The 14,320-nt window shown below is 65.1% G+C and carries 13 protein-coding genes and 2 pseudogenes; 6 read left to right on the forward strand and 9 right to left on the reverse strand.

What is annotated here, in order from left to right:
- Positions 1–4 precede the first annotated feature (4 nt).
- The 5 genes from ACCQ13_RS00300 to ACCQ13_RS00320 are packed head-to-tail and all read right to left on the reverse strand — an operon-like array spanning position 5 to position 3,026.
- Complete coding sequence (locus ACCQ13_RS00300; RefSeq protein WP_104603346.1) at positions 5–292, reverse strand: STAS domain-containing protein; 288 nt, start codon at positions 290–292, stop codon at positions 5–7.
- The gene (locus tag ACCQ13_RS00305; protein ID WP_159406420.1) at positions 282–944 is read right to left on the reverse strand and encodes an MlaC/ttg2D family ABC transporter substrate-binding protein; all 663 of its coding nucleotides are present in this window, start codon (positions 942–944) and stop codon (positions 282–284) included. The genes ACCQ13_RS00300 and ACCQ13_RS00305 overlap by 11 nt, the downstream gene beginning before the upstream one ends.
- Complete coding sequence (gene mlaD / locus ACCQ13_RS00310) at positions 941–1,474, reverse strand: outer membrane lipid asymmetry maintenance protein MlaD (protein WP_159406421.1); 534 nt, start codon at positions 1,472–1,474, stop codon at positions 941–943. Before mlaD ends, ACCQ13_RS00305 begins: the two co-directional genes overlap by 4 nt.
- An 8-nt stretch (positions 1,475–1,482) precedes the next feature.
- Positions 1,483–2,232, reverse strand: coding sequence for an MlaE family lipid ABC transporter permease subunit (locus tag ACCQ13_RS00315; protein WP_104603349.1), 750 nt, complete (start codon positions 2,230–2,232; stop codon positions 1,483–1,485).
- Positions 2,232–3,026, reverse strand: coding sequence for an ABC transporter ATP-binding protein (locus tag ACCQ13_RS00320; protein ID WP_104603350.1), 795 nt, complete (start codon positions 3,024–3,026; stop codon positions 2,232–2,234). The genes ACCQ13_RS00315 and ACCQ13_RS00320 overlap by 1 nt, the downstream gene beginning before the upstream one ends.
- Positions 3,027–3,405: 379 nt before the next feature.
- On the opposite strand from ACCQ13_RS00320, the gene ACCQ13_RS00325 reads away from it, so the two are divergent.
- Positions 3,406–3,693 carry a DUF6916 family protein gene (locus ACCQ13_RS00325; protein ID WP_104603351.1) on the forward strand — a complete coding sequence of 96 codons (288 nt, stop codon included), beginning with the start codon at positions 3,406–3,408 and terminating at the stop codon, positions 3,691–3,693.
- Here ACCQ13_RS00325 and ACCQ13_RS00330 read toward each other — a convergent pair.
- The 4 genes from ACCQ13_RS00330 to ACCQ13_RS00345 are packed head-to-tail and all read right to left on the reverse strand — an operon-like array spanning position 3,686 to position 5,980.
- The gene (locus tag ACCQ13_RS00330; protein ID WP_104603352.1) at positions 3,686–4,258 is read right to left on the reverse strand and encodes a GNAT family N-acetyltransferase; all 573 of its coding nucleotides are present in this window, start codon (positions 4,256–4,258) and stop codon (positions 3,686–3,688) included. The genes ACCQ13_RS00325 and ACCQ13_RS00330 overlap by 8 nt on opposite strands.
- Positions 4,259–4,261: 3 nt before the next feature.
- The gene (locus tag ACCQ13_RS00335; protein WP_104603353.1) at positions 4,262–4,798 is read right to left on the reverse strand and encodes a phage tail protein; all 537 of its coding nucleotides are present in this window, start codon (positions 4,796–4,798) and stop codon (positions 4,262–4,264) included.
- A 59-nt stretch (positions 4,799–4,857) separates the two neighbouring features.
- Complete coding sequence (locus ACCQ13_RS00340; RefSeq protein WP_104603354.1) at positions 4,858–5,385, reverse strand: phage tail protein; 528 nt, start codon at positions 5,383–5,385, stop codon at positions 4,858–4,860.
- A 49-nt stretch (positions 5,386–5,434) separates the two neighbouring features.
- Entirely contained in the window at positions 5,435–5,980 is a 546-nt protein-coding gene (locus ACCQ13_RS00345; protein WP_104603363.1) for a phage tail protein, read from the reverse strand.
- Positions 5,981–6,231: 251 nt separating this feature from the next.
- Here ACCQ13_RS00345 and ACCQ13_RS00350 point away from each other — a divergent pair, with 251 nt between their 5' ends.
- The 5 genes and pseudogenes from ACCQ13_RS00350 to ACCQ13_RS00370 all read left to right on the forward strand — a co-directional run bounded on the left by ACCQ13_RS00350 (position 6,232) and on the right by ACCQ13_RS00370 (position 14,318).
- On the forward strand, positions 6,232–11,613 hold the full coding sequence (locus ACCQ13_RS00350) for a putative Ig domain-containing protein (RefSeq protein ID WP_483887897.1): 5,382 nt from the start codon (positions 6,232–6,234) through the stop codon (positions 11,611–11,613).
- Between the two features lie 348 nt (positions 11,614–11,961).
- Positions 11,962–12,390, forward strand: a complete 429-nt coding sequence (locus ACCQ13_RS00355) for a nuclear transport factor 2 family protein (protein WP_146090321.1) — start codon at positions 11,962–11,964, stop codon at positions 12,388–12,390.
- A pseudogene (locus ACCQ13_RS00360) lies at positions 12,308–12,763 on the forward strand (IS5 family transposase); the annotation flags it as partial. The gene ACCQ13_RS00355 and the pseudogene ACCQ13_RS00360, both read left to right, overlap by 83 nt.
- A gap of 224 nt (positions 12,764–12,987) precedes the next feature.
- A pseudogene (locus ACCQ13_RS00365) lies at positions 12,988–13,263 on the forward strand (transposase); the annotation flags it as partial.
- 92 nt (positions 13,264–13,355) lie between these two features.
- Positions 13,356–14,318, forward strand: coding sequence for an IS1595 family transposase (locus ACCQ13_RS00370; protein WP_159406422.1), 963 nt, complete (start codon positions 13,356–13,358; stop codon positions 14,316–14,318).
- Positions 14,319–14,320: the final 2 nt, after the last annotated feature.

Below are 14,320 nucleotides of genomic sequence, written 5' to 3' on the forward strand. Positions count from 1 at the left end.
GCGCTCAGGCCTGGAAATCGAGAGTAGGGGACAGGCGGTACGCGGCGCGCAGGTCGTCCAGCGCGGACGTCCCACCCACCAGCGCCACCGCACCGTGTGCGCGCGCGGCCAGTTCGGCCAGCATCGCCACACCGGCGCTGTCCAGACGTTGTACACCCGACAGGTCCAGCGTGCGGACGCCATCCAGCTGCGCCACCGCCTGCGGCCATGCCGCCGTCACCGCCGCACGGTCGAACACGCCGGTGAACACCAGCGTGTCGCCGTTGCGCTGCACCGGGCTGTTACTTGCCATTGGCCGGGGGGGCGCCCACCTGCAGGCCACCGTTGCGCAGATCCGCAGCGACCTTGGCGATGCCCTTTTCGCGCAGCGGGCCATCGAACTGGGTCTTGAAGGTCTGCACGTAGGAGATGCCTTCGATCATCACGTCGAAGATCTTCCACTGGCCGCCGACGTTGCGCATCAGGTAGTCGACCGGGGTCGGGTCGTTGCCGGCACGCAGCAGGTCGGTGGACACCTTGACGCCGCGGTTGCCCGGCAGCGCGCTCTCGGACTTGCCACGGAAGCTTGGCTTGCCTTCGAAGTTGAGCAGGGCGGTGCCATAACGCTGCATCAGGTTGTCGGCCATGGCATCGGCAAACAGCTTGATGTCCGCATCGGACGCGCCGCGGCCATGCACGCCCAGCACCAGGCGTGCGGCGTAGTCGCGGTCGAAGGCCTTGTTCAATTCGCCGTCGATGTACTGGCGCAGCGCCGCCGGGTTGCTGCGGAATTCGGCGCGGCGCTGTTCCAGCGTGCCCAGGATACGGGTGCTGCTGTCGATGACGGTCTTGGTGGCCGCCCCTTGCGCAGGCGCGCTGGCGGCGGCCGGCTGTGCCAGCACGGTGGCCGGTGCGCACACCAGCAGGGTGGAGGCCAGGACGGCGGAGAACAGGGTGGTCTTCATTGATGCGGTTCCGTTGAGGAAGAAGCGGGCTGGGCAGGCGGGGCGGCCTGGCCGTTCGCAGCGGATTTATCACCGCCGCCACTGAACATGTACTTGCCGACCAGCTGCAGCAGATCCACCGCCGGCTGGGTGAAGCCAATCTCTTCGCCCGGCTTGAGCGTTTCCGGGTCGCCGCCCGGCTGCAACCCGATATAACTCTCGCCCAACAGTCCGCTGGTGAAGATGCCGGCCGAGGTGTCGGCAGGCAGGTCCTTGTACTTGGTGTCCAGCGACAGGGTCACCACCGAATCGAACCTGGTGGGGTCCAGGCTGATGTCGGCCACCTTCCCAATGGTCACGCCACCGATCTTCACCGGCGCCTGTGCGCGCAGCTGGCCGATCTGGCTGAAGCGCGCAATCAAGGTGTACTGGCTGGAGCCGAAGCCCCAACGCTGGTTGGTCGAGGCCACCGCCAGCACCAGCAACGAGGCCAGGGTCAGCAGCAAAAAGGCGCCGACGGCGAATTCGAGTCGTGGTCCACGCATGGCCATGGGCTATCTCACCTGAACAACATTGCAGAAAGGACGAAGTTGAACATCAACACCAGCAACGAGGCGTTCACCACCGCGCGCGTGGTGGCGATCGAGGTGCCTTCGATGGTCGGTTCGGCATGGAAGCCCACGTAGGCGGCGACCAGCGCGGCAGTGCCGCCGAAGATCGCCGACTTGAGCAGTGCCACGCCGAAGTCGTCCCAGAAGTCCACGCTGGTGCGCAGCCCCGACCAGAACGTGCCGTTGTCGATGCCCAGCACATGCACCGCTTCGAAATAGCCGCCGGCGATGGCCAGCGAGCAGAACACCCCGGTCAGCAGCGGCACCGTCAGCACCGCCGCCCAGAAGCGCGGCGCCACCGCCTTGGCCACCGGGTCGATGGCCATCAGCTCCAGCGCCTTGATCTGGTCGGTGGCACGCATCAGGCCGAGCTCGGCGGCGATCGAGCTGCCAGCGCGGCCGATGAACAGCAGCGCGGTCAGCACCGGCGCCAGCTCGCGATACAGCGACAGCCCCAGCAGCGTGGACAACGCATCGGACGCACCGTAGGTGGAGAGCGTGCGGTAGCCCTGCAAGGTCAGCACCAGGCCGACGAAGGCACCGCCCACCGCAATGATCGGCAGCGAGCGCGCGCCGACCTTGTAGATCTCGCGCACCAATTCGGCGATGAAATCGCGCGTGGGCAGCGAGCCGCGCACCACCGTCAGCGAGAACAGGCCGGCGCGGCCAAGACTGCGGATGGATTCGACCAGGGCCATCAGGCGGCGCTCCGGTCGCGGCGCGGGGCGGCGTCGAAGGCGATCGGGCCATCCGGCTGGCCGTGCAGGAACTGCTGCACCAACGGGTCGGTACTGTCCTGCAGTTGTTCTGGCGTGCCGGCGAACACGATGCCGCCATTGGCGATCACCACCGCCTGGTCGCAGATCGGCAGGGTCTCGTGCACATGGTGGCTGACGATGATGCTGGTCAGGCCCAGGCTGTCGTTGAGGCGCTGGATCAGGCTCATGATGACTCCCGAGGCGATCGGGTCCAGCCCGGTCAGCGGCTCGTCGTAGATCATCAGCGGCGGGTCCAGCGCCAAGGCACGCGCCAGTGCCACGCGCCGGGCCATGCCGCCGGACAACTCGCGCGGCCAGGCATCGGCGGCGGCGAGCAGGCCCACCGCATGCAGCTTCATCTGCACCAGGCGCCGCAGCACCGGCGCCGGCAGGCGCGTATGCGTGCGCAGCGGCAAGGCCACGTTGTCGGCCACGCTCAGGTCGGTCAGCAGCCCATTGCCTTGCAGCAGCACGCCGACGTTGCGGCGCATCTCCAGCAGCGCACGGTTGCCGTGCGGGATGGGGTTGCCGAACAAGGTGACGGTGCCGGCCAGCGGGCGTAGTTCGCCGGTCAATGCGGCCAGCAGCGTGGATTTGCCGCTCCCCGACGGACCGAGCACGGCGGTGATGCTGCCGCGCGGCACCTGCAACGAGACGTCGCGCAGGATCGTGCGCCCGCCGCGATCGATGCGGACGGCGGACAGGTGCACCACGGGGGGAGCGGACGCTGACATCCAGGCCTTTAACAGAATTCCAACGCGATAGAGTAACCGTCACACGGCTGAACATAACCGAACCGCCGCGTGTACTATTGTCGCATCATGCGTCAACGTTGCAGTCCTTTGGTGAAGCATGCTTCATGCAACAACGTGTCCTACAACGCAGGACACGCCTCGTTCGCCAAACCTACGCGGTGAGGGAGCAGGGCCGCGGGTGCCCGGGCTTGGTCCGGCATGCCGGGGATGCGCACCCCGGACACTAGCCGGGCCACTCTCTAACGGCTGCCGGCCGACCCGGATCTGTCGAGTGCGTCGCGTTGTTGGCATCGGCGTCTTGTCGGATCGGCGCCAAGAAGCAACGATCCGCGCTACATCGTCGCCGAAGGAGGTATCCATGGAATTGCTGACGCTTGAACATTTCGCCGGTAGCGTCAACGAGACCTTCGCCGCCGCATTGAACGATGGCGAAGTGCCCTTCGTGCTGGTGGAAGCGAGGCCGCTGAAGAACGCGGTCAACCCGCAACGTGCGCCATTTTCGTTGCTGTTCCGCAATAGTTCCGCCTTCCTGTTTCCGCAGCAGACCTACCAGATGCGCCATGCACGCCTGGGCGAAGTGGGCATTTTTCTGGTGCCGATCGCGCGTGAGCGCGATGGGTTCCTGTATCAGGCGGTGTTTAACTGACCTGCTCCGACGGCTGAGCAGGCCGCCGCCAGTGCATCTGCAGATGCGTCTGATTGCTGCAGCCGGCAACGAAGCCGTGGCGGTCGTACAGGCGACGGGCGGACGGATTGGCGTGCAGCACGTGCAACGACAACACGCATCCGGCCGCACCCGCCCACGCCTGCGCACGGGCGATCAGCTGCGAGCCGATGCCTTGGCCACGCCACTCCGGCAACAGGCTGATATCGATCAGCGTATGCTGCGCCGCGCCGCGGTGCAGATACAAGCGGCCGACACGTAGGGCGTTCACCTGCACGAGCAAGAAGTCGGCATCTGCAAAATGCTGCCGATAATGCGCGCGCTGCAGGGTGAATTGTTGCCCGGTGAACGCGCGCTTGACCGCGTCCGGCCAGGGCACGCTGGCGAGTTCGTCGCTGCGCGTGCTGGCGTAAAGCTGTTCCAGCCAGGCCAGGTCATCGGGTTGTTCGGGCCGCAATACCAACGCCGCCGCCGTCGGTGCACAGGCCACCTTCGTCCCGGATTGCAGGCGCGCGGACGCCTGCGCAACGTGCTTGGGGGCCGGCATCGCTCAGGGAAACACCGGGTAGTCGCCCTGTAGCGCGATGCAGAAGTTCAATGCCAGGTAGGGCTGCCGGTTCTCGTGTGGCAGACCGGCACCGGTGGGGAGCAGCATGACCGGAGAGAACTGCTTGTCCGGCGCGGCATTGGTGAAGGGCCGCTCGCTGTTGATGCTCAGGTTCGAAAACGCCGCGCCGCTTGCCGGGGTGCCGCTTTTCTTGGTCTGATCGGTTTGCGCGTAGGCGTTGACACCATGCTCATGCGAAGGCATCTGCGTGGTGAGCAGACTCACCGATGCCGCGCCGAAGGCGTTGCCCATCGCGTGTGCGGTCAGGCCCGGGCCCGGGCCCTGTTGGCAACCGGCACGCGCGCAGAAGTTCGGTAACTGGAAAGTACTGCTGCCATTACCGCCGTAGGCCAACGCGAGCAGTGAGAACAGCGCGGTGTTCTGCGCCACCGGCAACGTGGCACCGTTGCACAGTGCCCATCCGTACGGGTTGTAGTCGAAGCCGAATAGCTGGATTTCGCCGAGATAGGGTTCGGTCATGTTGCGTATCTCCGAGGGAGCGGATGCGCGCTGCAGCCAAGCCGGCGCAGTGCGCCGGATCAGGCCTGCTGCGGGAAGATGCCGAGGGTGGCGATGCAGTACTGCACCGTGAGCGCCGGCATCAGGTTGTCGTGCGGCTGGCCGCCGCCGGCGTACGAGGTGCTCTGCCCTGACATCGGCTGTGCGGTCGCGTTGGTCAAATCGCTCACGTAAAACGTTGTCCCGCCGACTGCGGCCGGCAGCAGGCCGGCCGGTGCGCTGGCGGTCGCGGTGGCGGTGGTGGCCTGCGCGGTATGCGTATGCGCCGGCAATTGCAGCTCGGTCAGCGTCACCGTTTCAGTGCCGCCGGATTTACCCAGGACATAGTTGTTCAGCGCCGGTCCCTGGCCTTGGTGCACCGGCAGGCGGCCGCGCAGGTCCGGAACGCCGAAGGTCGTCTGACCGTCGCCGCCGTAGGTGGTGCCCAGCAGCATGAACAGTGGTTCGTAGTCGGAAATCTTCAGCGCCGAGCCGTCGCATGCCTGCCAGCCCTGGGGCGTACGACCGAAGCCGAACATGCGGATTTCGCCGATGAATGGAGTGCCCATGAGATCCCTCTTGATCGATGACGCGCCGTATGCGCGCAGATGGAGACGGCTAGTTGCGCGACGGGAAGATGCCGGACAGCGCAATGCAGAAATTCAGCGCTGTGTAGGGCTGCAGGTTCGGGTGCGCCTGGTTGCCACCGGCGGTCGCGACCGTGGCCTGGGTCAGCGGCACCAGCGCTCCCGGCGCGGCATACAGCGAGGTGACCGCTGCGGCTGTACTGACATTGGCGGCAAACACCCGCCCGCCTGGCGCGCGGTTATTGCCGGCAGCACTGGCGCACTCCATCAGGTGGACGTGCGGGGGCAGGTTGTCGGGTGCCAGGGTTACCGTCTCCGCACCTGCGGCCTGGGCCATCGGCACCGGCGACGGTTGCCAGATCGGATCGACCGAGGGCCCATATCCGACCGGTGTGCGCCCGCGCAGGTCCGGCAAGGCGAAGGTGGTTCTGCCATCGCCGCCGAAACGCGTGCTGAGCAGGCTGAACAATGCCTGGTTCTGGTTGACGGGCAACAACTGACCATTGCATTGCGCAAAAAACTTTGGCGCGAAGGCGAAGCCGGTCAGCATGACCTGACCGATGAAGTACTCGCTCATGCGGATCTCCTTGCGTAGGTGCTGCACCGACAGCCGTCGGGGTGTGGCGTACAGATACCCGCCAAGGCCGTGTCCGGCAAGCCTCACATGTTCAAAACTGGGATGAAGTATTAATTTTTTGTTCTTTAACTGGCAGTCAGTTCCTGTTCCAATGCCTTCGCAATGCCGGAAGGGGCTTTCTTCGGGGCGGCATTGCCTTCAGGCACGAGGACCGTGCTGGCGCCGGGGTGGCGCTTCTCCAGGGGTAGAACGTGAACAAGTTGCAGGGGCGTGGGATGAGGGCTGGCGTGCCGGTGCGCCGGGTCGTGGCGTGGGTGGTGTTTGCTCTGGCGATGCTGTTGCCTGGCTTGGCCTGGTCGCAAGGCGCGTCCGCGTACTGCCCAACGCAGAACCGGACCATCAATCAGGGCCAGTCGGCCACGTTCGACGTGACCAATTGCGATGGTCCCACCGACATCGGAATGGGCGATGACCCCAGAAACCCGCTGGCCCCTTTCGGCAACGGCGGAGGTAATGGCAGCACTCCCAACGGAACCATTGTCCTCAGTGAGCTGGCCGGACCTCCCAACAACACGCAGACCGTCACCTATACGCACGGAAACAATAGCGCCACGTCCGACACGTTCTACCTGCGCGACGAGGACGAGAATGTCCTCACCTTCAACATCACCATCGTGCCGTCGCGATCCGCCAGCATTGCGGTGACGCCGGCCAGCAGTTTGGAAAACAGCGGCGGCTCGTTCGTCTACACGGTCACGCTGAGCCAGACCAACAGCATGGCCACGACGGTGAACCTGACCCGCAGCGGTAGCGCGGACAGCGCCAACGACTATTCCGGCGCGCTAAGCACCGTCGTGATTCCGGCCAACGCCACGTCGGCCAGCTTTACCATCACCCCGACCCCCGACGCGACGGTGGAAGCCGATGAGACGGTCGTCTATACCGTTGGTACCGGTACCGGGTACGTCCCCGGCAGCCCGGGCAGCGCCACTGCCATCATCGTCAACGATGACTTTCCCGTCGCGAGCATTGCGGTGTCCCCGGCCAGCGTGGCCGAAAATGGCGGGAACAACCTGCTCTATACCGTCACCCTGAGCCAGGCCCCGACCTCGCCCGTCTCGATTGGTTTCGCCACTGGCGGTTCGGCGACGTCCGGCACTGACTATACAGCTGTCAATTCGTCGCTGGTCATTGCGGCCGGCCAGACCACCGGCACCATCACCATCGTGCCCAGCCCCGACACCACCGCCGAGCCCGACGAGACCGTGACCATCACCCTGGACAATGGCAGCGGTTACCTCGTGGGTGCGCCAGCCAGCGCCACCGGCACCATCGCCAATGACGACCAGCCGGCGCTGTCGATCAACGACGTCTCCCTGAGCGAAGGCAATGCCGGCACCACCAATGCCACCTTCACGGTATCGCTCAGCCAACCGGCCGGCGCCGGCGGCGTCACCTTCGACATCGCCACCGCCAATGGCACCGCCACCGCTGGCGTGGACTACGTGGCGTCCAGCGCCACCGCGCAAACCATTCCCAACGGCAGCAGCAGCGCCACCTTCACCGTGCTGGTGAACGGTGACACCCTCAACGAGCCGAACGAAACCTTCTTGGTCAACGTCAGCAACGTCGCCGGCGCCAGCGTGACCGATGCACAGGGAGTGGGCACCATCGTCAACGACGATGCACTACCGGCGTTGTCGATCGATGACGTCAGCGTCAACGAAGGCAATAGCGGGACCGTCACGGCCACGTTCACGGTGAGCCTGAGCGCTGCCAGCGCGCAGGCGGTCACCGTCAACTACGCCACCGCCAATGGCAGTGCCACCGCCGGCAGCGACTACACCGCCGGCTCGGGGACGCTGAATTTTGCGCCCGGCGTCACCACGCAGACCGTGGTCATCACCGTCAATGGCGACCTCACGGTCGAGTCCAACGAAACATTCAGCGTCAATCTGTCCGGTGCCACCAATGCCGCCGTCGCGCGCGCGACCGGCACGGGCACCATCCTCAACGACGATGTGGTGGTCACCATCGCGCCGACGTCGTTGCCGGCGGCTACTGCCGGCACGGCGTACAGCCAGAACCTGAGTGCCGCAGGCGGCACCGCACCTTACAGTTTCGCCATCACCGGCGGCGCGTTGCCGGCCGGGCTCACCCTGAGCGCCACCGGCGTGCTGGCCGGCACGCCCACCGCCAGCGGCAGCTTTGGCTTCACTGTGACGGCTACCGACAGTGGTGTCCCGAGCTCCGGCAACCGCGTCTATACGCTGACCGTGGGCGCGCCGGCCATGACCCTGCCGGCGACCACCTTGCCCAACGGCACTGCCGGCCAGGCCTACAGCGCGCCGATCACCCCGGCTAGTGGCGGCATCGCACCGTACACCTACGCGCTCAGCACCGGCGCGTTGCCGCCGGGAATCTCGATCAATAGCGCGACCGGCGCGCTCAGTGGCGTGCCGACGGCGCCAGGCAGCGCCAGCTTCACCCTGACTGCGACCGACAGCACCGGCGGTACGCCCGCACAGGCCAGCCAGAACTATGCACTCAACATCGTTTCGCCCAGCATCGTGGTGGCACCGAGCAGCTTGCCCGCTGCCACGCGCGGCACGGCCTACAGCCAGGGCTTGAGCGCCAGTGGCGGCGCTGCGCCATACACCTATGCGATCAGCAGCGGGGTGTTGCCGGCGGGCCTGAGCTTGGCCAGCAATGGCACGTTGTCGGGCACGGCCACGGTGGAGGGCAGCTTCAGCTTCACTGTCCAGGCCACCGATGCGAATACCTTCACCGGAACGCAGGCCTACACGTTGACGGTAGCTGGCCCGAATCTGGTGCTGCCAGCTTCCACCCTGCCGGCTGGCACAGCCGGTCAGGCGTATACGGCGGCCATCACCCCGGCCACCGGCGGCACCGCGCCCTACAGCTATGCGCTGAGCGCGGGCACACTGCCGGCCGGCATCGTGGTGGATGCGGCCACGGGTGGATTGAGCGGTACGCCGACGGTGGCGGGCAGCTTCACCTTCACGCTCACCGTTTCCGACAGCACGCCCAGCCCGGCTGCGCAGGCATCGCGCAGCTATTCGCTGACCGTCGCTGCTCCGCAGGTGGTGGTGGCACCGAGCAGCTTGCCCGGCGCCACGCGCGGCACGGCCTACAGCCAGGGCTTGAGCGCCAGTGGCGGCGCTGCGCCGTACACCTATGCGATCAGCAGCGGGGTGTTGCCGGCGGGCCTGAGCTTGGCCAGCAATGGCACGTTGTCGGGCACGGCCACGGTGGAGGGCAGCTTCAGCTTCACTGTCCAGGCCACCGATGCGAATACCTTCACCGGAACGCAGGCCTACACGTTGACGGTAGCTGGCCCGAATCTGGTGCTGCCAGCTTCCACCCTGCCGGCTGGCACGGCCGGTCAGGCGTACACGGCGGCCATCACCCCGGCCACCGGCGGCACCGTGCCGTACAGCTATGCGCTGAGTGCGGGCGCACTGCCGGCCGGCATCGTGGTGGATGCGGCCACGGGTGGATTGAGCGGTACGCCGACGATAGCGGGCAGCTTCACCTTCACGCTGACCGTTTCCGACAGCACGCCCAGCCCGGCTGCGCAGGCATCGCGCAGCTATGTGCTGACCATCGGCGCTGCCACGCTGGTGATTGCGCAGGGCACGTTGCCGCCGGCCGTGAGCGGTACCGCATACACACAGACGCTGGCCTCCAGTGGAGGGGTGGCGCCTTACGGTTTCGCGGTGAGCAGCGGTACCCTACCGGCGGGCCTGACCCTGGCCAGCAACGGCACGCTGTCGGGCACGCCCAGCGCTGCGGGCACCAGCAACTTCACCATTACCGTGACCGACCGCAGTGCCGCCAGCGCCTCGCAGGCCTATACCTTCACCGTTGGCGGTGCCGCGCCGGTAGCGGTGGCAGACACCGCCGTAACCATGGATGGCACGGTCGTGACCGTGGCGGTGACCGGTAACGACACCGGGACGATCAGCGCCGTCGCCATTACCACCGCGCCTGCCAATGGCACGGCGGTCGTCGATGGGCTGCAGGTGATCTATACGCCGAACGCTGGCTTCATCGGCACCGACGTGCTGCGCTATACCGCCACCGGTAGTGGCGGCACCTCGGCCGCAACCACGCTGACCATCACCGTCAACGCGCGGCCGGTGGCGGTATCGATCACCGCAGAAGCGGTACCTGGCGAAGCGCAGCAGGTGGACCTCACCCGTAATGCCACCGGCGGGCCATTCGTGACCGCCGCAGTGGTGGCGGTGCTGCCGGCCTCGGCAGGCACGGCCAGCATCACCCGTGTTGGCGGTGCAGCCATTGCCTCGGCGGCGGGTGCCTCCGGCCCATCGACGGCGGCCACTGCCATGGCCGAGCCGCCCAGCTTCGTACTGACCTTTACACCCAACCCGGCCTTCGTTGGCCAGGCCACGGTGCAGTTCACCCTGTCCAATGCGTTCGCCACCTCCATCCCGGCCAACGTTGTCTTCAACATCGCGCCGCGCCGCGATCCGAGCCAGGATTCAGAAGTACGTGGCCTGGTAGATGCGCAGTCCGAGTCCACGCGGCGGTTTGCGCGGGCGCAGATCGACAACTTCCAGCGCCGTCTGGAAGCGACCCATCGCGGTGGTGGCGGCGTCAGCAACGCGGTGAGCTTCCAGCCCACCTCGCATTGCCGTGAGGCCGACCGCGGCACCGGTGCGCAGCACTGCCACCCGGACACGCAGGACGCCGACAACGACTTCCGCGATGCGCCTGCGGTGGCAACAGGCAGCAGCACCGGTGCGCAGGGCCAGGGCGATCTGGGCCTCTGGGTCGGCGGTGCGATCCGTTCGGGCAGCTTGAACCGGCAGGCCAACAGCAATGGCGTGGATTTCCAGACCGACGGCTTGAGCGTGGGTGCCGACTACCGGCTGGCGCAGTCGCTGGCGATCGGTGCTGGCCTGGGTTGGGGCCGCGACGACAGCGATGTTGGCACACGCGGCAGCCGCAGCAAGGGCACCGCGTACACCATGGCCCTGTATGCCAGCTTCCATCCGGGCAAGGCGTTCTTCTTCGACACCCTGGTGGGCTACCAGCTGCTGTCCTACGACTTGCGCCGTTTCGTGACCGACGACAGCTCGCTGGCCGAAGGCAACCGCGACGGCAAGCAGTGGATCGCCTCACTGTCCACGGGTGCGGACCTGCAACGAGGCGAGCTGCAGGTGACCCCGTATGCGCGCGTGGATGTGGCACGCGCCACGCTGGATGGCTATGTCGAAGACGGTGTGGCGCCGTTCGCGCTGCGCTATGCCGACATGGACGTGGCCACCAGTACCGGTAACCTGGGCCTGCGCCTGGAATGGCGCCGCGAAGTGGCCTGGGGCCGGCTGACTCCGCAGTTGCGCGTGGAGTATCAGCGCGACTTCCAGGGTCGCGGCGATGCCACGTTGAGCTATGCCGATCTCAGCGGCGGTCCGTTCTACCGCACCGGGCAGGCCGCGTTCGACCGCAATCGCCTGATGGTGGGTATCGGCGCGGCGTTGCTGACCGAGCAGGGCCTGTCCACGCGGCTGGAATACCGCGGCATCACCGATGGCGACAGCAATACCGATCAGACCTGGATGCTCAACCTGGAAAAGAAATACTGATCGCCTCGATCGTCAGGCGGGTTAGCGCAGCGGGCCGGGGAGCATCCTCCCCGGCCCGCTGCGCATTACCCATTGCCAACCATGGCTGCGGTGGCCGGCACTGGCGTACGTATTCGCGCGCAGCTGCGGCATACCGTGCGCAGGCCTGCGTTACGCCTCGCTCAAAATTGACCGTGCCATCACCGTGGACAACTTACCCTCCGAAAAGCGCTCGGACCAACGCTTGCGTCAGAGCGGCTCGCATGACCGCAGCCGGCTCGGCTGGATGTCGATACTCCCGAGTGCCATTCATGGCGCTCTCCACATGAGGCGGAATGCTGGCGTTCAATTGATCGGAGATAGGGAAGCATGACAAATGACGCCGATCTGTTCCCGAATCGGTCGTCTCTTCTGAGGCAGGCGCTGGGTGATTTGATTTCTCCTGAAGCGACCTCGTTCCTCGATATGTGCGATGACGATATCGTTTTCGAATTTCCCTATGCACCGGAGGGAACGACTGCGCGTCTTGCAGGAAAATCGACACTCGAGGCCTATCTTCCGACGGTAGCGCAATTGCTGACGATTCAATCGATGAGCCTTGGTCGAGTCATCGTTGCCGCAGGGGGGGACGCAGCCACGATCGAATTCAGCTGCAAGGGATATTCCAACGAGACAGGCGCGGGTTACGACCAGGTCTACGTGTCAGTGGTTGAAGGGCGAACGCGATCCGGTAATGCACCAGACCAAGAAGGGCAACCAGTACTACTTCGGGATGAAGGCGCACATTGGCGTGGATGATGAGTCCGGATTGGTGCACCACGTGGAATGCGCGGCGGACATCACGCAGGCGCACAAACTGCTGCACGGCAAGGAAGACACGGTGAGCGGGGACAGCGGCTACACCGGATTGGACAAGCGCGAAGAGATGGCGAGCAAGCGCAAGCTGCGCTACCTGATCGCAGAAAAGCGCTCGAAGTTGAAGCAGATCAAGAACAAACGCGCGTTGAAGCGGGCAAAGCGTTGGGAGCACACCAAGGCCAGCCTGCGGGCGAAGGTGGAGCATCCGTTCCGCGTTATCAAACGCCAGTTCGGCTACGTCAAGGTGCGCTATCGCGGTTTGGCGAAGAACACCGCGCAGGTGTTGACGCTATTTGCGCTGTCGAACCCGTAGCTGAAGCGAAAGCACTTATTGCCTGCGATGGCCGAGTTGCGTCTGTAGTCCGGGAAAACCCTCGGAAATGCGCTGAAAACGGCGAAAATCGAGGGTCTGAACGAGTTTTACGCGACCCAGGACGGCTTTTTCCGTCTCCTGGCGGCGTTGATCAGACAATCCCTAATCCTACTGTGTCATATAAATGTTATTCTGCATGCAATCCACACCGCGCTGAGATGAACATGGCCGCAGTCAGTCACCAAGCGCGTTTTTCCGCCTATCTGGATGACCTATCCGCTGCGCTTGGTCATGCTGATCGCGCGGCGGGCTTACACGGTTATTGCCGGGGATTGATGCTGCCGTTGGAGCGCAAAAGCGTAGAGCCGCTGGCGGCGCATGTGGATCCGCTGCGGACACGGGCTCGGCATCAGGCGTTGCACCATTTTGTGGCCAAGTCGGATTGGTCCGATGCGGCGGTGCTGGAGCGCGTCCGTCAGTACGTCTCATCGCATATGGATTCCTGATTAGCCCCATTCCTCAGCCGGTAGTTGCAGGATTTGCGACGGGTCGGCTGGACAATGGCCCCACTTGAAGGCAACGGAGGTGGGGCATGGGTATCAACATCGTGCAGTTTCAGCCTGGATTGTCGATGACAGAGTTCGTGGATCGTTACGGAACCGAAGCCAAGTGTTATCGGGCCTTGTATCGGTGGCGCTGGCCGAATGGATTTCGCTGCCCGCAATGCGAAGGCCGCGCGCGCTCGCGCTTTCGACGCGATGGGCAGGTGGACTACCAGTGCCGTGCGTGCCGGCATCAGACCACCTTGCGTGCTGGCACGCTGTTTCAGTCCAGCAAGCTGCCCTTGCGCTTGTGGATGCAGGCGATCTACCTGCTGACATCCAGCAAGACCAACCTGGCGGCGCTGGAGTTGAAGCGGCATCTTGGAGTGAACTACAAGGCGGCCTGGCGCATGAAGCACAAGATCATGCAGGCGATGGTCGAGCGCGAAGAACCGCGAAAACTCAGCGGATTTGTGCAAATCGATGACGCGTACCTTGGCGGCGAACGCACCGGAGGCAAGCGCGGACGAGGCTCGGAGAACAAACAGCCGTTCGTGATCGCAGTGCAAGTGGACCAGAACAATGAACATCCTACCTTTGCGGTGATCGAGCCGGTGAAGGCTTTTGACAACGCCTCGCTGAAGGACTGGATCGAACGGCGTCTGGAGCCGGAATGCGAAGTTTACAGCGACGGATTGGCTTGCTTTCGCCGTCTGGAGGAGGCTGGGCATGGCCACACCACCCTCGATACCGGCGGTGGTCGTGCCGCAACCGAAGTCCAGGGAGCACGTTGGTTGAATGTGGTGCTGGCCAACGTCAAACGTGCCATCAGCGGCACCTACCATGCGGTGCGCCAAGCCAAGTATGCGCGGCGCTACCTGGCCGAAGCAGCCTATCGATTCAACCGCAGATTTCGTCTGGAACAGATGCTGCCGCGACTGGCGACGGCGCTGATGCGCTGCAAGCCTTGCCCAGAGCGAGTTTTGCGCATGGCAAGCAACTTTCTTGGCTGAGG

Source organism: Xanthomonas sp. NCPPB 1638, assembly GCF_041475635.2.
Lineage (GTDB): Bacteria > Pseudomonadota > Gammaproteobacteria > Xanthomonadales > Xanthomonadaceae > Xanthomonas > Xanthomonas cucurbitae.